General features: G+C 52.6%; 19 protein-coding genes and 4 tRNA genes. 8 read left to right on the top strand and 15 right to left on the bottom strand.

The features are described 5' to 3' along the window. A tRNA-Val gene (locus ACKC9G_RS06435) sits at positions 1-77 on the top strand. A 23-nt stretch (positions 78-100) separates the two neighbouring features. Further along, positions 101-177, top strand: a tRNA-Val gene (locus ACKC9G_RS06430). Positions 178-254: 77 nt separating this feature from the next. Here the strand turns inward: ACKC9G_RS06430 and ACKC9G_RS06425 are convergent. Further along, positions 255-677, bottom strand: a complete 423-nt coding sequence (locus tag ACKC9G_RS06425) for an organic hydroperoxide resistance protein (RefSeq protein ID WP_411404108.1) — start codon at positions 675-677, stop codon at positions 255-257. Positions 678-892: 215 nt separating this feature from the next. Beyond that, on the bottom strand, positions 893-1,339 hold the full coding sequence (locus tag ACKC9G_RS06420) for a MarR family winged helix-turn-helix transcriptional regulator (protein WP_411404107.1): 447 nt from the start codon (positions 1,337-1,339) through the stop codon (positions 893-895). A gap of 172 nt (positions 1,340-1,511) precedes the next feature. Between ACKC9G_RS06420 and ACKC9G_RS06415 the strand changes: the two genes are divergently transcribed. Further along, on the top strand, positions 1,512-2,042 hold the full coding sequence (locus tag ACKC9G_RS06415) for an N-acetyltransferase family protein (RefSeq protein ID WP_411404106.1): 531 nt from the start codon (positions 1,512-1,514) through the stop codon (positions 2,040-2,042). A gap of 18 nt (positions 2,043-2,060) precedes the next feature. Here ACKC9G_RS06415 and uvrB read toward each other — a convergent pair whose 3' ends face one another. Beyond that, complete coding sequence (gene uvrB, locus ACKC9G_RS06410; protein WP_411404105.1) at positions 2,061-4,094, bottom strand: excinuclease ABC subunit UvrB; 2,034 nt, start codon at positions 4,092-4,094, stop codon at positions 2,061-2,063. Between the two features lie 348 nt (positions 4,095-4,442). Between uvrB and ACKC9G_RS06405 the strand changes: the two genes are divergently transcribed. From ACKC9G_RS06405 to ACKC9G_RS06385, 5 genes are all read left to right on the top strand, one after another. Beyond that, complete coding sequence (locus ACKC9G_RS06405; RefSeq protein WP_411404104.1) at positions 4,443-6,341, top strand: methyl-accepting chemotaxis protein; 1,899 nt, start codon at positions 4,443-4,445, stop codon at positions 6,339-6,341. Between the two features lie 124 nt (positions 6,342-6,465). Further along, positions 6,466-6,541, top strand: a tRNA-Asn gene (locus ACKC9G_RS06400). A 42-nt stretch (positions 6,542-6,583) separates the two neighbouring features. Beyond that, a tRNA-Asn gene (locus tag ACKC9G_RS06395) sits at positions 6,584-6,659 on the top strand. 145 nt (positions 6,660-6,804) lie between these two features. Beyond that, positions 6,805-7,977 (top strand): chromate efflux transporter, encoded by a 1,173-nt coding sequence (gene chrA / locus ACKC9G_RS06390; protein WP_411404103.1) that lies wholly within the window; start codon positions 6,805-6,807, stop codon positions 7,975-7,977. Continuing rightward, positions 7,974-8,495: a thermonuclease family protein gene (locus ACKC9G_RS06385; protein ID WP_411404102.1), complete on the top strand. Its 522-nt coding sequence runs from the start codon at positions 7,974-7,976 to the stop codon at positions 8,493-8,495. The genes chrA and ACKC9G_RS06385 overlap by 4 nt, the downstream gene beginning before the upstream one ends. 72 nt (positions 8,496-8,567) lie before the next feature. Here ACKC9G_RS06385 and ACKC9G_RS06380 read toward each other — a convergent pair whose 3' ends face one another. The 12 genes from ACKC9G_RS06380 to ACKC9G_RS06325 form a co-directional block, all read right to left on the bottom strand. Continuing rightward, positions 8,568-8,849: a ComEA family DNA-binding protein gene (locus tag ACKC9G_RS06380; RefSeq protein ID WP_411404101.1), complete on the bottom strand. Its 282-nt coding sequence runs from the start codon at positions 8,847-8,849 to the stop codon at positions 8,568-8,570. Between the two features lie 125 nt (positions 8,850-8,974). Further along, positions 8,975-9,478, bottom strand: coding sequence for a hypothetical protein (locus ACKC9G_RS06375; protein ID WP_411404100.1), 504 nt, complete (start codon positions 9,476-9,478; stop codon positions 8,975-8,977). 266 nt (positions 9,479-9,744) lie between these two features. After that, on the bottom strand, positions 9,745-11,394 hold the full coding sequence (locus tag ACKC9G_RS06370; RefSeq protein WP_411404099.1) for a tyrosinase family protein: 1,650 nt from the start codon (positions 11,392-11,394) through the stop codon (positions 9,745-9,747). Positions 11,395-11,655: 261 nt separating this feature from the next. After that, positions 11,656-12,273 carry a VOC family protein gene (locus ACKC9G_RS06365; RefSeq protein ID WP_411404098.1) on the bottom strand — a complete coding sequence of 206 codons (618 nt, stop codon included), beginning with the start codon at positions 12,271-12,273 and terminating at the stop codon, positions 11,656-11,658. Positions 12,274-12,370: 97 nt separating this feature from the next. Beyond that, the gene (oadA, locus tag ACKC9G_RS06360) at positions 12,371-14,161 is read right to left on the bottom strand and encodes a sodium-extruding oxaloacetate decarboxylase subunit alpha (protein WP_411404097.1); all 1,791 of its coding nucleotides are present in this window, start codon (positions 14,159-14,161) and stop codon (positions 12,371-12,373) included. A 23-nt stretch (positions 14,162-14,184) separates the two neighbouring features. Continuing rightward, positions 14,185-15,603, bottom strand: a complete 1,419-nt coding sequence (locus ACKC9G_RS06355; protein WP_411404096.1) for an acetyl-CoA carboxylase biotin carboxylase subunit — start codon at positions 15,601-15,603, stop codon at positions 14,185-14,187. Between the two features lie 148 nt (positions 15,604-15,751). Further along, the gene (locus ACKC9G_RS06350) at positions 15,752-16,228 is read right to left on the bottom strand and encodes a hypothetical protein (protein WP_411404095.1); all 477 of its coding nucleotides are present in this window, start codon (positions 16,226-16,228) and stop codon (positions 15,752-15,754) included. 246 nt (positions 16,229-16,474) lie between these two features. Next, the gene (locus tag ACKC9G_RS06345; RefSeq protein ID WP_411404094.1) at positions 16,475-18,469 is read right to left on the bottom strand and encodes a methyl-accepting chemotaxis protein; all 1,995 of its coding nucleotides are present in this window, start codon (positions 18,467-18,469) and stop codon (positions 16,475-16,477) included. A 155-nt stretch (positions 18,470-18,624) separates the two neighbouring features. Then, positions 18,625-20,622, bottom strand: a complete 1,998-nt coding sequence (locus ACKC9G_RS06340) for a methyl-accepting chemotaxis protein (RefSeq protein WP_411404093.1) — start codon at positions 20,620-20,622, stop codon at positions 18,625-18,627. Between the two features lie 247 nt (positions 20,623-20,869). Continuing rightward, entirely contained in the window at positions 20,870-21,982 is a 1,113-nt protein-coding gene (locus tag ACKC9G_RS06335) for a hypothetical protein (protein ID WP_411404092.1), read from the bottom strand. 172 nt (positions 21,983-22,154) lie between these two features. Beyond that, a complete protein-coding gene (locus ACKC9G_RS06330; protein WP_411404091.1) occupies positions 22,155-25,082 on the bottom strand; it encodes a response regulator in 2,928 nt (975 codons plus the stop codon). Continuing rightward, a complete protein-coding gene (locus ACKC9G_RS06325) occupies positions 25,079-26,191 on the bottom strand; it encodes a substrate-binding domain-containing protein (RefSeq protein ID WP_411404090.1) in 1,113 nt (370 codons plus the stop codon). The genes ACKC9G_RS06330 and ACKC9G_RS06325 overlap by 4 nt, the downstream gene beginning before the upstream one ends. Positions 26,192-26,242: the final 51 nt, after the last annotated feature.

Here is a 26,242-nt window from a genome sequence, read left to right as displayed (position 1 = left end):
AGGACTATAGCTCAGTTGGTTAGAGCACCACCTTGACATGGTGGGGGTCAGCAGTTCGAGTCTGCTTAGTCCTACCACTTCGATAGCCTCTCAAGATTTTAGGACTATAGCTCAGTTGGTTAGAGCACCACCTTGACATGGTGGGGGTCAGCAGTTCGAGTCTGCTTAGTCCTACCAAATTCTGCAAAAAAGCCGTCTAAGCGATTAGACGGCTTTTTTCGTTTCAGTCATCGAGCGCTGTGCTGATGGCTACATCACACCAGATTCAGCGTCACGTTGATGTTGCCGCGAGTGGCGTTGGAGTAGGGGCAAACCTGATGGGCTTTTTCGATCAGTGCTTCTGCTTCTGTTTTATCCATCTCGGGCAGGCTTATATCCAGTACCACATCAATCGCAAAGCCCACGCCTTTTGGATTCGCGCCGATGCCCACTGTTGCCTTGATGCTGGGTTCTTTTGGCAAGCGGATCTTGTCCTGTCCTGCTACAAACTTCATCGCGCCAATGAAACAGGCGGAATAGCCAGCGGCAAAGAGTTGCTCGGGGTTGGTGCCTTCGCCGCCTGCGCCTCCCAATTCTTTCGGGGTGCTCAGTTTCACATTCAGGCGATCATCCGAGGAAACGGAACGGCCATCACGACCGCCAGTGGAAGTGGCCTGTGCAGAGTAAAGGATGTTCATTGAGTCTTCTCCAAAATAATTTGTTATCGCGATAACTAGTTGGGGTGTTAAAAATGCCGCAATCCCAGGTGTTTAAAGCAGGCGATGCGGCGTGTGAAAATTAAGTTATCGCAATAACTATTATTGCGCAAGTAATATCTTCTTCATACGTAAATTCTTTTGAGGGTGCGAACTGCTATATCTTCAGTGGGATGTGACTCTGGAGGATCTGCGGCTCAGCTTTCCAGATGGCGGCTCAATTTTTCTCGCAGACGATCCAGCTGGGATTTTAACTGGCTAAAGTCTTCAGCGCTGGTGGCGCAAGCATCGATGATACAACGATTGACTTCACGGCCCTGAGCTTTGAGCGCCAGGCCTTTGGTGGTGAGCTGAATATTCAGTGCACGATCATCATCCAGTGCACGCATGCGCTTTATCAGACCATCGGCTTCGAGGCGTTTTACTACCGGCGTAAGTGCGCCTGACTTCTGGCCAAGACGTGCTCCGATATCCTTAAGACCAATGCCGTCTTCTTCCCACAGAATCAGCATGATCAGATACTGCGGATACGTCAGCCCCAGAGGTTCAAGCAATGGCTTGTAGATCTGAGTCATCGCCAGTGAGGTGGAGTACAGTGCAAAACAAAGCTGATTATCGAGATGTAGAGGATCAAAATTCTGCATAAAAGCTGCGCCGTGTTGTGACTGTAACTTAGCCTGAAGCGTAGTGATGAGCTTGCAGGTCACCGCTGTGTTTCTGCAGGGCAGGATAGTCAATCTGCTGGCCGGGGGATATGCTTTTTGCTGATTTTACAGGTCCGGCCTGCTCGTTCAGGCGGTTCAAAGGAAGTGTGCTATGGCGTCGGTTGACCATCCCATCGAGATTATTCCTGTCTCTGCCAAGGATTTTCCGCTGGAAGCGCTCAGCGAATTGCTGAGTGATTGCGTCAATCAAGGCGCTTCCATCGGTTTTTTGGCGCCCTGTGAGCGTAGTGTGTCGATGAGCTACTGGAATGCGCTTAAGCACAGCCTGAATGATGATTTATTGCTCTGGGTCGCGAGCACGCAAGGTCGCGTTGTGGGGACAATACAGCTTTCCTGCTGCACCAAGGCGAATGGCCTCCATCGAGCGGATGTACAAAAGCTCATGGTTAGTACTGCCAGTCGGGGCAAGGGCATTGCCCAGCAATTATTGGCGAGGCTGGAGTCGGCGGCGCAACAGAAGGGTATTCGCTTGCTGGTACTGGATACGGAGACAGGCTCCAAAGCAGAAGCCCTTTATGCCCGCTGGGGCTGGCAGCGTGCCGGCCAGATTCCGGATTTCGCTGCCTCACCCTTTGGAGAGCTTCGGCCCACCACCTTGTATTACAAACATCTGCCTGGATGAAAAAGACGGATGTAAGGTCTATTGCATCAGGACTTTTTTCTTAAGTTCGCTGAGTTCATCGCGGTAGCGAGCGGCTTCTTCAAACTCAAGATTCTTGGCCGCCTTGAACATCTTCTCTTCCAGCTCAGCAATCATTTTGGTGAGCTGCTTGGGTGACAAATGCTCGGTGTCGAGAATCGCTTCTTTCAGGCTACCTGCTGATTTGGTTTTTCCACGGCCATTGGTTTTCTTGCCGGGAGTGACCGCGCCTTCGAGGATGTCCTGCACGGACTTAAACACAGAGCGGGGCACAATACCGTGCTCGGCGTTGAACTCCTGCTGTTTAGTGCGGCGGCGCTCGGTCTCATCAATTGCCCTGCGCATGGAATCAGTAATGCGGTCTGCGTAGAGAATTGCGCGGCCCTGAGCATTACGGGCAGCACGGCCAATGGTCTGAATCAGTGAGCGATCGGAGCGCAGGAAGCCTTCCTTATCGGCATCCAGTATCGCCACCAGCGAGACTTCTGGCATATCCAGACCTTCACGTAGCAGGTTAATGCCGACCAGTACATCGAACTCACCCAAACGCAGGTCACGGATAATCTCGACACGTTCGACCGTATCAATATCGGAGTGCAGATAGCGCACACGGACATCATGTTCGGCTAAATATTCCGTCAGGTCTTCCGCCATGCGCTTGGTCAGGGTGGTTACCAGTACGCGTTCATCGCTGTCGACACGTAGGCGAATCTCTGAGAGCAGGTCATCAACCTGCGTCGTTGCGGGGCGCACTTCAATTTCAGGGTCGACCAGACCGGTCGGGCGCACCACCTGCTCGACAACCTGACCTGCATGTTCACCTTCGTATTTGCCGGGGGTGGCGGAAACGTAAATGGTCTGCGGCGAGATTCGCTCCCACTCATCAAACCGCATGGGACGGTTATCCAGCGCAGAAGGCAGTCGGAAGCCATATTCCACCAGGGTTTCCTTACGGGAGCGGTCGCCTTTGTACATGGCGCCTAACTGCGGGATTGTCACGTGGGACTCATCAATAACCAGCAAGGCATCAGCAGGCAGGTAATCAAACAGGGTGGGGGGTGGAGCACCGGAGTCACGGCCAGAGAGGTAGCGTGAGTAGTTCTCGATACCGTTGCAGTAACCCAGTTCGCGGATCATCTCGATATCGTAACGGGTTCGCTGCTCCAGACGCTGCAGCTCCAAGAGCTTGTTCTCTTTCTTGAAATATTCGAGCCGGTCAACCAACTCTTCTTCGATCTTTTCTACTGCGCCAAGGAGCTTTTCCCGCGGCGTGACGTAGTGGGTTTTCGGGTAGATTGTCGCCCGTGGCACAGAGCGCAGAACTTCACCGGTCAGCGGGTCGAAATAGCGAAGGGATTCCACTTCATCATCGAACAGCTCAATGCGAACGGCTTCTTCTTCAGACTCCGCAGGGAAGACATCGATAATTTCGCCACGCACCCGGTAGGTGCCGCGACCAAAGTCCAGATCATTGCGGGTGTACTGAAGTTCTGCCAGACGACGCAAAATACTGCGCTGATCAATCTGATCGCCCCGAACCAGATGCAGCATCATCTGCAGGTAGGATTCAGGATCACCCAAGCCGTAAATTGCTGACACCGTCGCCACGATGATGGCATCAGAGCGCTCCATCATGGCTTTGGTTGCCGATAGTCGCATCTGCTCGATGTGTTCGTTTACCGAGGCATCCTTTTCGATAAAGGTATCGGAGGAGGGTACATAGGCTTCGGGCTGATAGTAGTCGTAGTAGGAGACGAAGTATTCCACCGAGTTATTGGGGAAAAACTCTTTGAATTCTCCGTACAGCTGGGCCGCCAATGTCTTGTTGTGGGCGAGAATCAAGGTGGGTCGCTGCACATTGGCAATCACGTTGGCAATGGTGAAGGTCTTACCGGAGCCCGTGACACCCAATAGCGTCTGTGCTGACAAACCTTGTTCAATACCGGTGGTTAGTTCGCGGATGGCTTGCGGCTGATCACCGGCGGGCTCGAACTTGCCCACTACCTGAAAGCGTTGCTCACTGCGTTCGGCCATAGTGCTTGAATCTCTCCTGTCATGCTCTTTTTCGGACAGCACTCATGCTGGCGTCGAAAACGGACTCTAGTCTACGAAAATGCTGGTTGGGTAACCAGTTCTATATCGAGGCAGGCTCCCAATGTGCTCTAAGGTAAAACCTTAGTTGCTGCTTTCTCAGGTAATTCTTCATCTACCTGTACCTGCACGTATTCCAGCCGATGGCGCTATAAAGGTGCTATTACGCACGATTTGGACGCCCACTTGTCTTGTAAGGTTTTTTCTAATTGTTTAGTCATATAGATGAATGTTTTATCTATCCTCTGCAGCTTTTGATGCGGCAAAAGTGGCGGACTTCTAAGGAAATCTATGATGCAGTTGTCTTTACGTGCTCGCCTGCTGGGGGTGAGTGTTCTTGCTATCTTTGTGATAGTGGGGTCGATGGTGTGGCAGGCAAGTCAGTCACTGAAAGATCAGATGCTAAGCTCACTGCTGGCGGATGCGCAGCATTTCTCCGGTGCTTATGGTGAAGGTGTCGGGCAGTGGCTGGATGACCGGCGCACGGCTCTGCATGCACTGACTCGTTCCCTCGAGGCTAATGCAGACCAGTCTCCTTATGCCTTTGTGCGTCAGGCCTATGAGTCAGGCAGTTTTGGCGTGGCGTTCTATGGCACCGAACAGGGCAAGATGTACCGCCAGGACCCTGCATTGGATGCAAACAATGCTGGCTATGATCCTCGCAAAAAGAGCTGGTATCAGGATGCCTTGAGTGCAGGTCAGCTTGCTGTCTCTGATCCAAGCTTGAGTACAACCCTTAAGCAGATGGTGATTATTATCACCGAGCCTGTTCGTGTTCGCGGCCAGGTCGTAGGGGCGGCAGGTGCCAATGTGCCATTGGAGGTGCTCTCCAGGCGCACTCAGGCACTGGATGTTCCCGGTAAAGGCTATGCGATTTTGATTGATCGCAATGGGCTGATCATCGCGCACTCGGACAGCTCACAACAAAACCAGCCTATCGGTAAACTGAGCCCACTGTTTGAAGGCTCATCACTGAGTCATTTAATCTCTGACAACAAGCTCAACGAAGCAAATCTCGATGGCCGCGACCGCTTTGTCTACGCTCAGGCAATTCCCAATAGTGATTGGGCGCTGGTGTTCGTCATGGATAAATCCACCCTTATGGCACCTATCTATAAGCTGCTGATTCAACAGGTGATCATCGGTGCCGTATTGCTGGTGATCTTCTCTTCAGTATTGATGCTGCTGTTCAAGGTGATGTTCCGTAATCTGGAAAATGTCGCAATTGCACTGGAGGATATTGCTCAGGGCGATGGCGATTTAACGCAGCGAATTCCCGTGACTCGCAAAGATGAGATCGGGCGTGTGGCAGAGGGCTTCAATGACTTTGTTAGCCACATGCACGGCATTATCAGCCGTTTAAAGGGTACTTCGACGTATCTCACCACAGAAGCAAATGGTGTCTCCAGTGGTGCGACGGAGCGAAGCCAGCAGGTGCAACTGCAGCTGAGCGAAATTGATATGGTCGCCACCGCCGTCACCGAGATGGCCTCTGCGACAGAGGAAATCGCCGGCAATGCAGAGCTTACGGCTTCGGCGGCTCAGGAGTCTGTTGCTCTCTCCAAAGAAGGCCAGCAGCAGGTACAGCAGAGCCAGGGGTCGATTCGTAACCTGGCGGGTGAAGTGGAGCAGGCGACCGGCATCATTGCTGAGCTGAATAACCATGCCCAGCAGATTAGCGGCATTCTCTCGACCATTAGCGGTATTGCCGAGCAGACGAACCTGCTGGCGCTGAATGCGGCGATTGAAGCTGCACGCGCTGGCGAGCAGGGGCGCGGCTTTGCCGTCGTCGCCGATGAAGTGCGTGTGCTGTCGCAACGCACCCATGCCTCGACTGAAGAAATTCAGGGCATGATCGAAGTGCTGCAAAAAACCACTGGTAAAGCTGTCAGCATCATGGAAAAAGGTCATCGACTGGCGCAGACCAGCGTGGCAGATGCTGATGAGGCGCATCAGCGTCTGACTCAGATGACCGCCTCGATTGCTTCCATTGCCGATATGGCAACGCAGATTGCATCAGCAGCAGAAGAGCAGACGTCTGTCACCAACGAGATCAATCGCAACACCGAAGCAATTCGTGGGGTGGCTTCAGAGATGGCCAGAGAAAGTGAGTTTGCTGCCGAGCAGGCGGTTCGCCTGCATGATTTGGCCAGCGAGGTACAGTCTGAGGTTGAGCAATTCAAGCTCTGAGTTGCCAGAAACTGCGGGCAAGGCGGGAGGCAGCTTCGCTAAACGCCTTGTTTGCATTAGCTTTTTAAGGTTTTTCTTGACTCGGCAAGATGGATCAGTACTATAGGCGCCCGTGCTGAATTGTTCCCTGATAGCTCAGTTGGTAGAGCAGCGGACTGTTAATCCGTTGGTCGCAGGTTCGAGTCCTGCTCGGGGAGCCATCACAATGATCACTACGTTCTGATAGCACATCTCAAGGCTATTCCCTGATAGCTCAGTTGGTAGAGCAGCGGACTGTTAATCCGTTGGTCGCAGGTTCGAGTCCTGCTCGGGGAGCCACTTCTTTTTAAGGCGTTCTGCCTTAGGATTTTCAAGCCCTTTTCCAACGCCATACAGAAAGCTGTTTTAGCCCTGGTTTGCCTATCTATACGCTCAACTGGCATTGAGATACCCTTCGGTTCGGGTAATCACAGTGATGCTTTCGATGGGTCAGCCTTCCTCGTTTCAGATATTTCTTACGTTTCTTCGGTTGGGCTTAACTGCCTTTGGCGGTCCTGTCGCACATATAGGCTATTTCCACCGTCGATTTGTCATTGAGCAGTGCTGGCTAGGGGAGTCTCAGTTCTCATACATGCTGGGGCTTTGTCAGTTATTACCGGGCCCGGCGAGCAGCCAGTTAGGCTTACTGATCGGCTGGCATCTGGCAGGCTGGCGTGGAGCGCTGGGAGCCTTCCTCGGTTTTACCCTGCCATCAGCGTGCCTGATGCTGGCATTTGCTGGCGGCTTTAACTGGTTTGAGCAGCAGGGGCTGATGTCCTGGTTGCATGGCTTAAAACTGCTGGCTTTCGTGATTGTATTGGATGCCGTGCTGGGGATGGCGCAGCGGCTTTGTCACGATGGTTTTACTCGGTTGATTGGCTGTATGGCGCTGATAATGGTGCTTCTGATTCCGAGCTTTTGGGGACAGGGATTGGTGATTATTCTGGCCGGATGGCTGGGGCTGAGATTTACCCCTTCCGGGATGCCTGTGGCGATGCTCTCTCCCTCTGAGAGTCCAAGAGCGCTTATGGCGGCTCCCGGGCTTCGCTTGTTTGTGGTGCTCCTGATTCTTGCTTTGCTGCCGCTCGTTTCCGGAACGCTGTCGGTGTTCGCGGATTTCTATCGTTCCGGAGCCTTGGTGTTTGGCGGCGGCCACGTCGTGCTGCCACTGCTGGAGCAGGTAAGCCAGAGCCATCAACTGATGACTCCATCGCAGTTTATGGCGGGTTATGGAGTGGCGCAGTTGCTGCCCGGTCCTTTATTTAGTTTTGCCGCTTATGTGGGAAGTTTTTCTGGCGGTACTTCGCCCTCAATAGGGTTAGGCCTTCTCTGTATGCTGGCGCTTTTTCTTCCCGGTTTTTTGTTAGTGCTCAGCGTATGGCCCTGGTGGAAGGCGTTATCAGCCAATGCCTCACTGAAGCAAGGTATTAATGCGATGAACGCTGCGGTAGTCGGGATACTGGCTGCTGCGTTGTATTCACCGTTGTGGCAAACCACTATTTTTTCCCTGAGCGATGTGCTGATTGTAACGTTGGGGCTTGTGCTCTATCGCTATTGTCACTGGTCAATGGGGCGGCTGGCACTTGTCTGCCTGGTTCTCGGGAGATTATTCGGATGATGTGTTCTTCAGGACTGCAGAAATGGCTTAGAGCAGCGCTGTTGTTGGGCTTTAGCCTGTTGGCTCAGACGGCATTTTCCGCGGGGAAAGACCAAGAGATGGTCGGTGTGGTCAGCTATGTGGTCGATGGCGATACGCTGTATATCAATGCGCAATCACCCTCGGGGGAGAAGCCCAAACGGGTCAAGGTTCGCCTGCGCGGCATAGATGCGCCCGAGTATGATCAACCCTATGGCCTTGAAGCCAAAGCCTGGTTGGCCGAGCAGGTGTCTCACCATAAAGTGCATATTCGTTATCAGGGTTATGATGATTACGGTCGTATGCTAGGCACGGTGTATCTCGGTAAAACCAATATCAATCTGGCGTTGGTCAAAAATGGCGCAGCCTGGGCGTATCGACAATACAAACCGGGAAAGCGGATTCTGGATGCAGAAATGAATGCCAGGCAGGCAAGACTGGGGTTGTGGCATTCAGGTGCGGCCATTGCGCCGTGGGTTTGGCGCCACTCGAAGCGATAAGAAGCGTAGAACGTAGAAAGCGGGTCACGCAGAAAGCGCCCGCAACAGGCGCTTTGGTCAATCAGGCAGTGATCAGTTAGTGGAGGTTTCCACTTTGCTCAGGGTCAGGTTGTCGCGATTTTGCTCAACCGTCGCCTGACCAATACCTTTCACTTGAGTCAGCTCTTCAACCGAGCTGAAACTCCCATGGGCAGTACGCCACTCCACAATCGCCTGTGCTTTTTTCTCGCCAATACCTGTTAGCGCCTGAGCCAGCTCTTGAGCGGTGGCGGTATTGATATCGACGGGAGCGGCAAAGGAGAGAGAGGAGAAAGCCAGGCTGATACCGGCCAGAAGAAAACGAAGTCCTTTCATTTTTCATTCCTTGTAGAGAGTAGACCTCCCGATCCTGGGAGGCTGTTCTACTCTACAAGGTTCTTTGCCAAGAACAATAGGTGACCAGAGGTCAGAGAGAAATATTCCTGGCGGGTTTCATAGGCTTAGCAGGGCTGACCAATCTGGGAAACCAGATCCCGTGCTGCTGACAGGTGGCGAACAGACAACTGCGTCCCACCAAGGCCCACTACTGTCAGATGAGCGCATTTGTTGATTGGGTAGCCGATGGCTTCAAGGCGAACACTTTCAACACGATTGAACTTGATGTGTGCTTTATAGCTGACTGGCCAGCGGGCGTTAATGATCAACGCATCAGCCGTTACATCAATGGACATATTGAAGGTGTATAACAGCTGGAAAACCAGCTTCTTCAGGGCCCAAAGTGCCGGGATATAAAGCAGATAGGGGATGTAACCCGCCCAGGATACTGAGACAAGATCCTGAATAAAATCGATCTGCGTCAGTTCGGTCAGACCCAGTGTTAACCAGTGCTCCAAAGGAGCGAAGAGGGCATTGGCCAGAAGCAGCAGCACCACAAAGAGGATGACAGGTCTGATCAGGCTCAGCAGGCTGACGCGATAGGACGTCACTACCATTTCCGTTTGCATGTAATTTCCTTGCTATCTCGATAACAGGCTTAGGCACAGTCTGGCGGCAAAGCCAGTTGATGATTCACCGACCGCCTAGGATACCTGATCTGCGACGCATCGCCGTCATTTTTGTCACAGCATTTTTATTTAATTTACTCATATGGAGGTCGGAAATAATGAGATTTCCTGATCTCTAGGCAGGTAAAGAGAGAGCTTCGCAATGGCATATAGAAGGTCACGGTGCCTTGCACACCATGACCTGAAAGAACTTACCGTTAAAACAACTAGCGGATGGTTTTGAGAATGACGGAGTTCAGTACGGGAGAGGAGGCCGCAGATTTATCCGGTGCATGTGATGGGACAAGACGGATCTTCAGATTCGCGGGACTTCCCTGACCTGCTGCATTTTTCATCACCAACAAGGTCTGGGGTAACGCTATATGAAAGCTGGCGTTCTGTGCCATGTGCATTCCATGCATGGGGGGGCCAAAGAAGGCAATTGTACCGGCGTAGTAGGGGCTATCAGCAAAAACCTCTGTTACATCATCCGGAGCATTGACCAGAATATCAAACTCGCGCTGACTGGAGTTGCCGGTTGGGCGTGGAAGAACAATTTCGACGACCAGTTGTGCTTTAGCTTGCTGATGGGCCATAACTGCCTGAGACGGTAGGCTCAGTGTCGCTTCGTTATTCATAATATTGGCTTTGACCGGTGCCATTGTGTTCATGCCAGTGCTTTGCAGCGGCTGGACTCTGTCTCCAAAGCCTGGGCCATAGTCATAGCCAAACACCGATTTATCCAGATAGTCCTTGGCATAGCGACGACCCACAGGTTCCCCTTTGCTGTCGACATAGAACTGGAAGGGTTCGTTATCGTAGAGCTGTTTGTCTGCTGCAATGGTGGGCTGGGGGTTGCGACCAGCGGCTAGCTGCTGACGCTCCCAGACATCCCAAAGCCTGTCCATATTGGCATGGTGCAGGAAGAAGATGGGGTCCACCGGGGATAAGAAGTTGGTCATAAAACCAAAGGGGCCCGGGCTGACGGGGCCTACACCGCCGATGTAGTTGTGCACTTTGTTGTGCGGAAAGCCTTCTAGTACGGAGAATTTGGTGGTATCGCCCGGAGACACGGTATGAGAGTCCGTTTTAGAGCTGGCAAAGCTCATCCATTTGACTGACGGATCAATGGGCTCGACCGATGAGCTGTAAAACGTCTCTGGGCTTAAGCCAAAGGTCACCACCAAAGGGGAAACATCGAAGCTGGTTTTAGGGTCAAGTTTCGGGTTGTCAGCACTCAAATAGCGGGCACCACAGGTGTTTACGTAAGCCATGTTTCCTGCGATGGCTCCCTGAACACCGGGATCGTAGCCAATTACGCTGTTCCACAAATCATCAAAGGTGCTGTATCCACGCTCTTTCTGCTGGACTAGCTGAGAGGGCGTCAGGGTATTCCAGTAATTGCTTAGGGGGGCTTTGACGAAGTCGGTGAACTTTTGCAGGTTGCCTGTGAAGGCTGAGTAAGACGAATTGGTTGGTGTTAGAACACCTTCAAACATGCCCGCGGGAATTTCGGGAGTTTCCGTCCAGTCCCAGAAAGGCAGGGTAAACTCCGGGTTGCCGCTTAAATCACGGATAATCTGCTCGAAGTAGCCGATGTATCCGCGGTGCCACACATAGAACCACCAGTTCCCGTGAGGGCAGTCCATCATGTGAATGAAGGCGTAGCGAAACCAGTTGCGATGATCGGTCGCAGGCAGGTTGAGCATGGCCTCCACCCCTTTCTGGTAACTCTTAAGCATGGCCTGACCTTCCGGTGAGGTGACGCTATAGCGGGTATAGCGTGCTTTGGGTGCGGCAAACAGGCGTGGAGCTGATAGTGAAGCAGCGGCCAGGGAGCCCGCCACAATAAAGTCGCGACGTGTCATTTGTGGCATCGTGTCATTCCTTAACAGTGATGAAATATAAACGAACGAAAGGTGTGCAAATAAAAGATAGCAGCGCTTTTTCAATCTGTGAGATTTTTTAAAAAGTATTGAAGTGGTCGAGGCTGAAGGCCTGCCGATATCGGCAGGTTTGGCAGGTTAAGCCTGATCCGAGAGATCCGACTCTGATAATTAATCTTGTGGTCAGATATCCATAGGGACGTGGCGAATGGAAGTCAGAAATAACGGTCGCCGCTAGTGGCGGTATTGGCCTCAGAGGGTTACTGGCCCGGAAGGCGTCAGTAAGTGTGCTTTAAGCTCGGGGCGGGGGCCAGAGGTGAGTATGAGTTTGACTCCCTGTATCTCAAGCTGTTCAAGGCTTTGACCGAGGGCATCGGCATCAGGGTGGATGAGCTCCAGGCTTTCAAGGTTCAGTCCCGCGGTTTTAGGCAGGGTGTCTGCAGGCCCCGGGCTTTGCCAGTGAATCAGCGAAGGAAAGGTTCCTGCAAACCCCAGTGCGGCATTGGGGCGAAGGCCAAATTCCCAGCGCAGCTCACCACGCGAGAGCGCCATCGCCTCTTCAGGAAAAGGGTAGCCACGGCCAAGAAAGTGAGACCAGTCATCAATTGCTGCAACCCAGGTTCTCAGCGTTGGGGTATCCGGAGGACTATCCAGATCAAACCAGCGTGGGTGACTCGGGCTATTTAGGGAAGGGTCCACGGCGATGACTTCGATATATCCGCCATGCTCAAGAGCCAGCACCGCATTGTGCGTGCCCATGGCCAGATGCTGTCCGCCGGTGAGTAGTGGCAGCTGCAGGATATCCTCAACATAGCGTCGGCCAGTGTCGAGATCAGGCGCAGTCATCACCAGATGATCGAATCGAACCAAAATCGCTCTCCTCAGATACTTTCCCTAAAACTTTCACTGAGCCTAGACCGCCAAAGACGTCTTGGCCAGAATCCGGCGGCCTTGCTCCGTGTCGGTGTCAGCTTATATCAACCAGAATCTCACCGGGTGTGACTCGATCACCTTTCTGGATATAAACCTCCTGAACGGTACCTGAAACCGCTGCTTTCACCTCGGTTTCCATCTTCATGGCTTCAATGACCAGCACGGGCGCGCCTGCCTCGATGGCATCGCCCGCTTTGACAAGCACATCGACGATATTGCCCGGCATGGAGGTCGTGACATGGCCTTCTTTACTGGCTTTGCCACGCTTACCCTGTCCTCCGCTTCCCTGAGCATGTTCACCCTGAGTCTCCAGGTGAACTTCTTCCGGCATGCCATCAATAGTCAGAAAGAAGCTACGGTCCTGCTCACCACGAGGGCCTGCACCGGTAATCTGGATATCGTAAGTCTCGCCATGCAGCGTCACTTTAAAGGAAGTGGGAACAGCATCACTTTGAGGCTGGGTTCGTGGCAGTAACGGCTCTGGCGATAGCGTTCCTTCTTCACGCTCCTTGAGATAGGTGCGGGCGACTTCCGGGAACATCGCATAGGTCAGTACGTCTTCATCGGTTTTAGCAAGCTCGCCGATATCAGCGCGGAGCTTATCGAGTTCATCACTGAGCAGGTCGGCAGGACGACAGTCAATCAGTTCTTCATTGCCAATGGCTTGCTGGCGGATATGCTCATTCACAGCAGCAGGTGCCTTGCCATACCAGCCCTGGAGATAGCGTTTTACCTCATTCGTGATGGTTTCGTAGCGCTTGCCCGTGAGGACATTCATGACCGCCTGGGTGCCTACAATCTGGGAGGTTGGCGTCACCAGAGGCGGGTAGCCCAGATCTTTGCGTACGCGCGGAATTTCATGAAATACATCCTGAATCTTATCCAGTGCACCTTGTTCACGCAGCTGGTTGGCAAGGTTTGACATCATGCCACCGGGCACCTGGCTAATCAGTACCTGAGAGTCGACATCGTTATATTCGCTCTCAAACTGGTGGTACTTCTTGCGGATCTCACGGAAGTACTGGCTGATCTCCTGCAGCAGTTTGAGGTCAAGGCCGGTCTCATAACCTGCCGCATGCAGGGACGCGACCAGTGACTCCGTTGGTGGGTGGCTTGTGCCGCCTGAGAAAGAGCTGATCACGGTATCGACATGATCACAGCCTTCCTCCACCGCTTTCATCTGGCACATGGCGGCCATTCCCGAGGTGGCATGAGAATGCAGGAACAGTGGCACACTAAAGCGATCTTTCAGTGCCTTAACCAGATCGGCGGTGGCTTTTGGGGTAAGAAGGCCCGCCATATCTTTGATGGCGATGGAGTCTACTCCCATGTGAATCAGCTCATCCGCCAGCTTCACATAGGCACTTAACGTATGGACCGGGCTGGTGGTATAGCAGAGTGTGCCCTGCGCATGTTTTCCTGCCGCTTTGGTCGCTTCAATGGCGGTGCGCAGGTTGCGGACATCATTCAGCGCATCAAAAATACGGAACACGTCCATGCCGTTATCGGCTGCTTTCTGCACAAACGCACGGACCACGTCATCCGAGTAGTGGCGATAGCCCAGCAGGTTTTGACCGCGAAGCAACATCTGCAGGCGAGTGTTAGGCAGCGCCTGACGTAGCTTGGCGAGACGCTCCCACGGATCTTCACGCAGAAAGCGCACGCAGGCATCAAAAGTGGCGCCACCCCAGACTTCCAGTGACCAATAGCCAGCCTTATCCAGTTTGCCGCAAATCGGGAGCATATCTTCCGTGCGCATACGGGTGGCGATCAGGGATTGATGACCGTCTCTCAATACAACATCAGTAATATGAACTTTGGCCATAATGGCTACTCCTCGATGAATTCTCAGAGCCCCGCCTGTGCGGCGATAGCGGCAGCGATGGCAGCTGCCAGTGCCTCAGGGCGACGTTTAACTGAATAGTTGATCAGCTCAGGGTGAGCCTCGACAAAGCCGGTGTTGAAGGTTGCCGCTTTGAAATCCGGGTGCCTGAGAATGTTCTGGTAGTAGGGGATGGTGGTGGTGATGCCATAAATACTCATGTCACCCAGTGCTCGTTGTGAGCGGGCAACCAGCTCATCCCAGGTCAGTGCCCAAATCACCAGCTTGGCGCAGAGGGAGTCGTAGTAGGGGGGAATGGTGTAGCCGGTGTAGATCGCAGAGTCAGTTCTAACACCAGGGCCACCCGCAGAGTAGTAACGGCTGATGCGTCCAAAGCTTGGCAGGAAGCCGTTGCGAGGGTCTTCGGCGTTGATCCGGAACTGGGCGGCAAAGCCGCGAATGCTGACATCACTCTGGCTAAAACCTAAGGTTTCACCGGCGGCAATCCGAATCTGGGTCCGGACGATATCGATTCCGGTAATTTCCTCAGTGATCGTATGCTCGACCTGAACACGGGTATTCATTTCCATAAAGTAAAACGAGCCATCACTGTCCAGCAAAAACTCGACTGTGCCGGCATTACGATAACTCACCGCCTCCGCCGCTTTCACCGCCAGGCTTCCCACGTATTCACGTTGTTGCTGATCCAGCTGGGGCGAGGGCGCAAGCTCAATCAGCTTCTGGTTGCGGCGCTGAACAGAGCAGTCGCGCTCGTAAAGGTGAACCGTGTTGCCATGACTGTCGGCGAGAATCTGTACTTCGATATGGCGTGGGTTAACGATGCATTTTTCCAGAAAAACTTCTGCGCTGCCGAACGCCTTGGTGGCTTCGGAGATAACCCGTTGGAAGTTCTGCTGTAGCTCCTGGCGATCATTACAGCGGCGAATGCCACGGCCGCCGCCGCCAGAAGTCGCCTTGAGCATAATCGGATAGCCAATGCGCTCAGCCTGCTCAATTGCATCCTCAAGGTTGGCAAGATTGCCCTCGCTACCCGGTGTGACGGGAACACCTGCGGCAATCATGCTTTGGCGAGCCATGGTTTTATCGCCCATGGAGTGAATAACCTGCGCTTCCGGGCCAATAAAGATAACGCCGCGCTCAGCGCAAATCCGGGCCAGATCGGGGTTCTCGGAAAGAAAACCATAGCCGGGATGCAGCGCATCGCAGCCCGTTTCAACGGCGAGATTGACGATATGGTGAGGATTCAAATAACCGGCGAGAGGTTCTGCGCCAATGCAGTAAGACTCATCGGCCTTTTTGACATGCAAGGCATAGCGATCGGCTTCTGAGTAAATCGCCACGGCGCGAATGCCCATTTCCTGGCAGGCGCGAACTATACGAACGGCGATCTCGCCACGATTGGCAATCAGTATCTTTTTAATCACGGTAGTCACCTGTGATAGCGATTGATGGCTGCCCAAGCAGATTAAGCACTAACAGCGATGCGTGAAAGAGGGTAACAGGTAGACCTTAGCATAAATTTGCTGCGTTGCAGCATGAGTGGCAACGCAGCAGAGGTCGAGCGGAGAGGGTTTAGTGGGTGTTTTGCCAGGCGGTGATTAAGCCATTAATTTCTTTGCCAATGGCTTCAGGAATATTCTCAATGTAGAGGCTCATTAAACCGTCCGGATGGTGTACCACATCGCAGATAAATTGACTTTTACTGTCCGGGGCGAAGGCCTGAATCATCTTGTGGCAATCAATCAGCAAGGCATCAATAGTGCGAGCCAACGCTTCTGGGGTTCGTTCTGGAGACATGTCATGGGCCATGCGTTTGATGGCTTCCTTTAGCCGCGGGTTATCAGGCACATGATTGGCAATAATCGGCAGAAACTGCAGCTTTAAGCGTTCGGGGTGGTGATAGTCCGGCAGTAACTGAAGCTCAAAATGCGCATCGTTAGCGCCTTCAAAAACGGCAGCCTCATTGTTGAGACTCGCCAGAACCCATGAGTTGCCCAGTTGTTCATCGATTTGCTGACAAAGGGTTTTGAATTCTTGTTTTTCAAACATGTTGACCTCGCAAAGGTGAACTGCGCGCCGACTGGAGAAAAATCCAGCACCCGGAAGTCGCGGTGGTTCCCGAAATAGACCTTGTATGCATCAGGTGTTATATGAACTTAGCGGCCATGATGCAAGACAGACCATAGGCTCATCTGCCGGCGGTTGCGCCAGATCATGCCAGGTAGCGAGTGATGACTGCAGAAACAAAAACAGCCCCTTGCGGAGCTGTTGAAACGTGGCTTATTCCGTGAGATCTCAGACGTGAAAACGCTCTAACAGCTGGCGCTGGTTGCGGGCCAGTTCCAGCATCTGGCTGCTGCTACCTGCGGTGCGCTCGGCACCTTTGGCAGTTCGCTCCGCCGCTTCGCTGATACTGAGAACATTATGGCTAATATCCTGCGCGGTACTGCTTTGCTGCTCTGTGGCGCTGGCGATTTGCAGGTTGAGATCACGAATGTGGGTGATGGCCTCGACCATTTCTTCCAGCGTTGAGCCCGCAAGGCTGGCTGCCTCAACGCATTCATCGCTCTGTTTGCGGCTGTTATTGATAACCTGCACCACGTTGGAAATACCACCGCGCATCTGCTCAATCATCTGCTGAATTTCGCCTGTGGAGGCCTGAGTTCGGCTGGCAAGTGTGCGGACCTCATCGGCCACCACCGCAAAACCGCGCCCCTGTTCGCCTGCGCGCGCCGCTTCAATGGCGGCGTTAAGCGCCAGCAGGTTGGTTTGCTCGGCAATGGTGACGATGGCATCCAGAATACTGCCAATGTTCTGGCTGTACTGCTGCAACTGCTCAGTCGCGGTGCTGGCGTTCTTCATCTGATCAGCCTGGTTATGAATACTGCTCAGCGTACGATCAACACTGCTACGAACGTTGTCCGTCAGGCCTTTGGTGTTATCGACGGAGTTCATGGTGTACTGAGCCTGCTCCGCCACGTTCTGAACCGTGCTTTCCATCTCTGTCATTGCTGTTGCCGCAGAAGTCAGCTGCATTTTCTGATCCTGCACTGCACTCATGCTTTGTTCACTGATGGCCGCGTTTTCTTCGGCCATGACTGCAAGGCGGTCGGCTTCACCCGTCATTTGAACGATCAGCTCCTGCAGGGTACTGGTTAGCTTGTTGAGCTGAATGCCCAGCTGACCAAACTCATCCTTGCGGGACACATCAAAGCGGGAGCGCAGATCGCCTTCGGTCACTTTGCCCAGTATCTGACCGAACTGGCGAAGCGGTTTCCGAATACTGGTGACAACCCAGGTGCCAACCAGGAATGCCAGAATCAGCGCGGCAACACTGGAAATCATGATGATGGTGCGGCTGGCGGTAATGGTGCTGTCAGCATCATTAGAGGCAACCAGTGAAGCCTGATCCGCATCCTGAATCAGTTCACGAAGGGTGCTGAGGGTTACGCCCAGCTGCTTCTCGGTCGTGGCAAGGCTGGTACGGATTTTCTGTTGCAGGTCGTAGTCTTTTTCAATCAGCGCCAGCAAGCCGTCAGACTCAGTCAGTGCCTTACTGACCTGTCCCACCAGAGCTTTTACCTTGTTGGCATTTTGCGCATCGACATCAGCAAACTCTTGCAGGCGCTGCGCCATCTGGTCCGCCAGACCTTTAACATCGGCTCGCAGATTATCAATGTTCAGTGTGCTGTCGTAGTTGGCAAAGGCGGTTGCTGTTTTGGTCAGTACCAGAAGCAGGGCGTTGGACTGAACCTGTGGTCCGTTAGCGCCGTATTGGCGGTCGGCGCGAAGGGCATAGTTACGCAATACATTGCTGACACCCGAAAGTTTGCGCTCAAACAGCTTCTGAGCAGTACGCAACTGAGCATCGACCGTCAGTAGTTCCTTGTGCTGATCAAGCAAGGTGTTCGCCAGACGCTTGTAATCTGAGGCCACCTGACCTGCTGCAGCCAACGGCGCTTTGAGAGGGGACTCGTCATCCAGAGTACTGTTTAACTCCTCCTGCTTGGCAAAGAAGTCGCTCATGGCAGTGTCAAATTCCTGACGCTGCTTCTTCATGCGATCGGCATCTTCGGCGCTCAGGTAGTACTGCAGGGCATTCTGGGCAGCAAGAATATCGAGGTTCTGTTCGTACGAGCTTTTAAGCAGTGGTGTGGTTTCACCTGTAACTTCACGTAGCTTGCTATTAATAGCGCCCGAGCTTTGAAAGCCTGTCAGACCAATGCCAGCAAGCATGAGCAGTAACAGTACAAAACCCAGGATAATTCTCTGGCTGACGTTCAGGTTCATTGGCACCTCGAAACTAGCATTGGACCGGAATGTCAACGCTGGCAATCTCCCTTGATTGCCAGCGACCCCATAGGCCTTTAGTCCGGCCCGCTATATTCATCTAAGTTAATATATTCGTCTATATACTACTTAAGTGGAAGGTGATTGCTTAGAGTTCACGAAATCGTGAATCTTTGCAGAAGCTCCCGTTGCTGTTGAGCCAGCCCCAGCAGTGAGCGGCTGCTTTCTGCAGTTACCCGGGCTCCATTCGCTGTCTCTTCGGCAGAATGATTGATCTCAGAAACGCTGCGGCTAATTTCCTGAACGGTGGCTGCCTGCTGTTCTGTAGCGCTGGCGATTTCGATATTCATATCCTTAATACGCTGGATGGCAGCATCCATCAGGGAAAGCGAATCACCGGCGGATGCGGCTGTCGAGACGCACTCATCCGAGCTGGTGCGGTTTTCAGTCATCACATCAACCACTTCCCGAACGCAATGCTGCATCTGTTCGATCATGGCCTGAATTTCACCGGTGGAGCCCTGAGTGCGGCTTGCCAGCGTACGAACCTCATCAGCTACCACCGCAAAACCGCGTCCTTGCTCTCCCGCACGAGCCGCTTCAATAGCCGCATTAAGAGCGAGTAGGTTGGTTTGCTCAGCGATGTTACGGATAGCATCCAGAATCGAGTCAATTTTGTCGCTGTAAGTATCCAGTTGTCCGGTAACTTCTGCGCCGCGTTCAATCTGGCGTGCCTGAGTGTTAATGGTGGAAACGGTGGAGTCCACGCTGACTCGGGCGCGTTCTGCCAGCTCAGCATTATCGTTCACGGTTTCCAAGGTCATCTGCGCGCGGCCAGCCACATCATGGACGGTGCTTTCCATTTGCGTCATGGCCGACGCTGCCATTGCCAGTTGCTCTTGCTGATGGCGAATGGCATTCAGAGCAGACTCACTAATGCTGTTATTGGAAGCGGCCTGATGCTCCAGTGTATCTGCTGCTGCCTGAAGATCGCTCAGGGTGCTGCGTAGCATCTGCACAAGCTGGTTAAGGCTTTGACCCAAACGGCCAAACTCATCTTTACGCTTGTCATCAAACTGAACCCGAAGATCCCCTTGCGTCATGGTGGAAAGGGTTGTCCCAAAGGCCTTTAAAGGACGACGAATACTGTTAGTGACCCAAAGGCCAATGATGAGCGCTACGGCAATGGCTGCAAGGCTGACGGTCACCAGAATCAGGCGGCTTTTAACAATGGTGCCATCTGCCTGCTCGGTGGCATTCACTGAGGCGGCGCTGGCCTGATCTGCAAAAGCATTTAATTGCTCATAGGTGGCGCTAATCAGCTTGTCGGCCTTTTGCAGAGCCTGATCCTGGGTTGTACGAAGTTTCGCCCAGGCAAGATCGAGCTGATAAAGACCCTCTTCATTGGAGATATCAAAAAGAACTTTCTTGGTCATCAGGCCGGCTTTCATCGCCTGGCCCCGGTCGGCAGCTGAGAATTCTTTCAGGCGCTCTTCAATCTTGTCATCCAGCGTATCCATGGTTTCAGCCAGAGCGACAGGATCAGGATCAACCTTAAAACGGTCAAAAGTCAGTGTGATCTTATTCACTTCGTTCAGCAGGTTGTTGGACTGCACCTGAGGGCCGCCGGGTTCATTGCCTTTACGTGATGCATATTGCTGCAGGAAGTTTGCCAGCTTATCAGCCTGAATTTTGACCTGCTCCTGACGGCGACGCATTTTTCCTTCAAGATCCAGTGAGTCCTGATGCAGCTTTTGCAGGCTCTGTGCGGTGGTCTGGTACTCCATCGCATTGTCATGACTCTGGGTCAGGAGAGACTCCATTTCCGGACGGTTATTTAAGTACTTATGTAACGCATCACTGCTGGAAGAGTAGGAGTCCATGGCACCGGAAAAGTCCTGACTATAGCGCTTCAGGTCTTTGTCACTGCTATGGGATAGATAGTATTGCAGGGCAATCTGAGCCTGCAGTATCTGTGAAATCTGCTTCTGTGCCCCTTCAATGAGCGGGGTCGTTTCTTCCGTGACGAGATGAAGCTTTTGGTTGATCGTGCGATTACTGAACAGGCTGGATGCGCTGATGCCCAAAAGGAGCAATAACAGTGCTCCAAAGCCGATCAGTATTCGCTGTACAAGCGATAGGGACATGGTCATAAGCCAACCTCCATAATGCGGTTTGCAGAGGACACTCTGACCGCTCTTATTATTTTCGGACGGTACTGCTTAAAAAGTTCGAAAACCGGATTTACTACTGAATCCTGATACCTTTCAGTCTCTTATATTGGGTGGCATCTAGGCTACCCCCCATTGCAGTGTCTCCTTGGGTCTGTCATTAAATGTGGAAATAATTGCACGTTTCATCGTGGATAAAAGTCATGAATGAGATTCAAAAAAGCCTGTCTCAATTGACTTTTTGTTGCAGTGCAGGATGTTTCAGCAGCTGCTCGAAGGTGTTTTCGATATCTGATTGGCCGGGTAGTAATAAGTCACTGTGCCATTGCCAGGAGGGCAGGCGCATATTGGTATGGTCCAGTAATTCGTTGAGTTTTTGCTGTAGCAGCGTCAGCAATGTCTCTTCCTGACAAGGCCAGATCGCCAGAAAGGTTTCACCAAAGCGCCCAAAGCGCGCGCTCTCAGGCAGAGCTTCCTGCCAGATTATTTCCAGTTGGTCCAAGAGTCGTAAACAGCCAAGAAACCCCAAATGGCGCTGCCACTCATTCCATTGCTGGCAATGCCATACCATGGCCAGGTGTGGCGTTTTAAGCTGTGTCTGCGGAATCTCGATCAGGTTTTGCAGACTGCTTTTACTGACGGTGTTATGGCGGGTGATTTCGTACTGAGTACGCTCGTTATTGATATCTTCAGCCTGCACCAGCAACTGGGTTTGGTGCGCATCCAGATAACGCAGTTCCAGTTTATGCCAGCGCTCGCCAAAGGGGGTTTCCAGCAGGCGTTCACATTCAAAGCTTGATTGCCCCTGAAGCAGGCTTAGCATGCGCTCAGTTTCCTCACGCGAACCCACAAGATCCTCCAGACGAGTGACATGGTACTGAAAGGTCTGATGAAAGATCGGGTTGGCGCTGATCAAATGCAGGCCAGGCCCGTAAAGAGAAACCATGGTCGAGTTGGAGCCATGTGATACGCGTTGAATTTCTTCGACTTCACCGTGCTGATAGGGCGCCTCACAGAGCATGGCCATGTGGCCATCCGGCATGATGACACCGGAGAAGAGACACAGAACGCGCTTGGATTTTTGATTGGGGGTGAGCGTCCACCATTTGGTCAGGCGTTTGCCCTGACGAAAATCATCCAGATACTGGCAAAGAGTAACGTAGACGGCATTGGACATTTCTTTGCGAAAGTCGCGTGAGCAGAGTTCCTCGAGGTTAGGGCTATCCCATAACTCAAGTCCTGCTTCATTTGCCCACGCCAGTTTGTAGTTGAGGGTGTCATAAATCCAGACCGGCGTGGACAGTCGGGAAAGCATTACTGTTTGAAGATGTTCGGGCAGCAATATGGCTATCCTTAGTGTTTCTTGTAACGCCTGGTAATTGTCATTCTAGAAGTGTAATTCGGAAATACCAAATCAAATTACCCTTAAAAATGAAGGAAATGAGGCTATTCAAGACTAAGGGTGTAGAAGAGTTCGGAACTACAGTTTTTAACAATACTGGCGGCTGCCTATCTCACAGGCTGGTGGTTTCCTGAGCCAGCCAGCGCTTAAGAATGGCTTTAATTTCCTGACGCTTGAAGGGCTTGGAAATGAAATCATTCATTCCGGCCGCGAGGCAGCGGTCACGATCGCTCAGTGTCGTGTTGGCGGTTAGGGCAATCACCGGAGTCTGTGAGTAATGCTCAAAGCGACGTAGTCGTCGGGTGGCTTCCAGTCCATCCATGACCGGCATTTGCATGTCCATGAATACCAGATCAAATTGCTGCTGTTTGCAGATTTCGAGCGCAACTTCTCCATCACTGGCCACTTCCACCTGACAACCCAGTTTGACCAGAACGGCTGAGGCAAGGCGCTGGTTGATTGGGTTGTCCTCCACCACGAGGACGGAATAGTTGAGTTTGGGCTCTGGGGGCGCTTCTTGCTGAGGTGTCGATGCGGGGAGAGGTTCACCTGAGAGTAGGCGGACAATAGTGCTGCGTAATAGTCTCTGGCGTACGGGTTTGGGCTGGGTCGTGCTGAAAAAGCGTTTTACTTCCAGCGCCGGTGAAAAATTGGGGGTAGAGCTCAGTAGAATACGAGGAGCCTGATCGCACTGACCTTCAAGATGCTGCGCCAGAGCGAATGCATCCATATCAGGCATCGAGGCATCCAGCAGATAGAGCTGAAATGGACCTGACTCATCAATGGCTTGCAGTGCCTGAGTAAGGGTGGAGGTGGTAACGCACGTCATTCCCCAGCGTTTGACCAGAGAGCAAAATTGCTGACGGCTGCTGGTATTGTCATCCAGCACCAGCACTTTATTACCATCCAGCGGCTGCAGAGCTTCGAGATCCAGCGTCGGGTTAGGCGCGACTTCAGTGACCAACGTGAAAAAGAAGCGTGAACCTTCACCGGGGACGCTGGTTACGCCAATTGTCCCTTTCATTAGCTCGACCAGACGCTTACAAATGCTCAGGCCTAGACCGGTGCCACCATAGCGGCGAGTGGTGGAGGCATCCCCCTGGGCAAAAGGCTCAAACAGTGACTGGCGTGTTTCTGGCCGGATGCCAATGCCTGAATCGGTAACATCCACATAAATCACACGAGTTTCGCCCCGAAGTCGTTCCGCCCGAACGCTTAACGTGACTTCGCCTGTGTCTGTAAACTTAACGGCATTGCCAAGAAGATTGATCAGAATCTGTCGCAGCCGAGTGGAATCCAGCATGACAAAGCGTGGCACGGTTTCATCTATATCGCAGATAAGCTCTATGCGTTTTTCCGCTGCCTGAACGCTAAAGAGAGAGGCGGCATCCTCAATACAGTTATGCAGGTCGGTTTCCTGCAGGTTCAGCTCCAGCGCACCAGACTCGATCTTGGAGAAGTCCAGAACGTCATTGAGCAGACTTAGCAGTGCATTGGCGCAGTGTTGAGTCGTATCGACATACTCTTTTTGCTCGGAGTTAAGCGAGGTGTCATCCAGTAGCTGCAGATTACCGATCACGCCATTCATGGGCGTCCTGATCTCATGGCTGATGACCGCCAGGAAGTCGGACTTCGCCTGGTTGGCTCTCATGGCAGCATCACGCGCTAAGCGCATCTCATTTTCGACGCGCTTGCGAAGCGTGATATCCAGACCCTGACTGATGATGGCGCGTACCTGTCCATCAACGAACAGAGGGCGGAAATTCCATTGCCACCAGCCACTGCCATCCTCTATCTCAAGGTTATCAATGGGGTGACCCGCCGCCGCATGATCCAGCAGACGGTGCACTTCTTTTGGGAAGCAGTCAGTGATGCGAAGCGGAAGAATGGTGGGGTTATTACCACGAAGCTTGAAAGCCGCTTCATTGTACTGGGTGACAATGCCATCCGGGGTCCAGACCAGAATCGGCGAGAAGGCAGTATCAAAAAGATTGCGCAGGGAGGTTTCTTTTTCTGCGAGCTCGCGCACCACATTGCCGAGGCTTTGGGCAACCTGATCGTATTCACGGATACCGCTGGAAGGCATTTGTGGTGGATGCAACGTATCCTGTTGTTCCTTGGCATAGCGCGCAAGACGCCTGACCGGGCTGATGATTTTTCGGTGCAGTATGGCGGCAACAAGGATCGACATCATGAGAATCAGTAGTAACAGCTGAATAATCTGGCTGTTCAGATGTTGCTGTAGATTACTGTTCGCTGTGGAGGAGAGTGCCAGGCAGATCTGCAACTGCTTTTTCAGCGTCGCGAACGGGACAGGCTCGCAACTCCCAATACGCTTATGATCATCACCAAGATCCGGATTACCGTCACTCTGGAAGGCATTAGGCTGGTTGCGGGGTTCGGTGCTGGCAAGGATATGACTGCCTTTACGCAGGCTGACGATCTCTGCGCTGGATGACAGCCTGATTGCGTTAGCAAGACTCATGTTGTTATTGAGCACCACACCAAAGATAACCGTGCCTTCAACGGCGCCGGTATGACTATTAATGATCAGCTGTTTGTTGATCAGGATGTTCAGCGGTGTGGGGTTTGTCGATGAATTGACCTCCTTAAGCTGCCATTCCGAAAAATTCACGGGGTGGCGAAGCTCATTAACCAGCGTATCCAGCCCATAGAAAATGCTGCCGGGATCCGCCCAGACCAGCTCTGTGCCTTCCAGTAACATGGCGAAGTCAGGCCGGTTTCTGCCGAGTTCCTGCAGATGAATCTGCAAATCATCGGTTAATGCCTGAACCGTAAACTCATGTTCATGGTTGGTGACGTGGGAGAGGGTTACCAGTGCACGGGACTGACTTTCCAGCCAGTTGGTCATAAAGGTTTGGGAGCTATTATGGGCATGAGCCAGGCTGTTATCCTGCTCAATTTTCAAGAGGGCGTTAGTGTTTTCGTAAGAGCGATACAGTATCAGTGCTGAGGAAAGGGAGAGCGCACCCAATACCCACAACAACAGCACTGTAAACAGCGAGCGGCTCTTATTCATTCATTTTTATCCGAGTAGCGGAAAGCGTAGTCCCTGTATTCCTCAATCTTGTCGGCAGGCGTTGCCGGGGTCACAAGACGGAAGTCTCCACCAAATACCTGTGGGACCGCTTCTCCATTTCGGTCGCTATTAACAATCTCTGCCATGGCGATGGCGGCATCATCATTCATACGCATAACCGTTGCGACCATTCTGCCTTGTTGAATCGCATCCAGTTCAGCGGCGCCGCCGCCCCAGCCATTCACTGGAACCTTTCGCCCAAGCTTGTCCATGGCGTCCAGTGCACCCAGCGCAACATCGGTGCTACAAGCGTAAATAAAGTCCAAATGTGGGTGATTTGCCAATAATTCTTTAGTGACGTCTTCTGCTGATTTACGTGTCCCCTGGGTGTAGTAAGAGCTAAGCAGGTTAAAACGGTCATCCTTCTGCAACTGCTCGATAAAATAATCCCCCCTGAGACGGCTAACTAATCCGGGCCTGAAATACACCAGACCGTAATCGCGAGGTCCGGGGTAATGTTGGGCAAAAAAGTCCACGAGAAGGCGAGTCCCGGTCTGATGGTCAAAACCGATATAGGCGAGGGGAGGTGCGGACACCCAGCTTTTGATGGGTGTGGTGACATTCTGCAGGATGACTTTGGTGGTGCCGCTGGCCAGGATGAACTCAATCATCTTTTCCTGCTGCGGGCTATCCAGTGTCGTAATCAGGTAGTCGGGGTTTTCTTTAAGGATACTGGCAAATTGCCTGGCGATGACGGTGGCGTCTTCATCGGGTGAGAGGCTGTGGAGTGTGAGTTTGTATTTAACCTTGAGTTCATCAAGGCGCATCTTGAAGGCTTTAAGGTTTCGCCGCCAATAATCGGAGGTCTGAATCCCCGGATAGATGACGCTGATTGAGAGGGGGATGTTATCCGGTGAATTTTTGCTGGGAGCCGCAGGTTTTCTTACTTTCTGTGCTAATGCGTAGGCCAGGCTTTGTTGGGCGGGATGTGTTTCGAAATACAGATCCATCGGGATCATATCGTCATTAGCCAGCGTGGTTGTGGCAAGTAACGATGTCAGTGGAAGCGCAAGAAAAGCCAGAAGGCGCAGTGTATGTCTTCGATCCATCGGCTCGTCTCTCTGTTGTCACCTGATTTGTAACAGTATCAGGTGACAACA

The organism is Pokkaliibacter sp. CJK22405 (assembly GCF_046614695.1).
GTDB lineage: Bacteria > Pseudomonadota > Gammaproteobacteria > Pseudomonadales > Balneatricaceae > Pokkaliibacter.
Note: the sequence above shows the minus strand (reverse complement) of the source record. Positions and strands in the feature narration are given on the sequence as shown.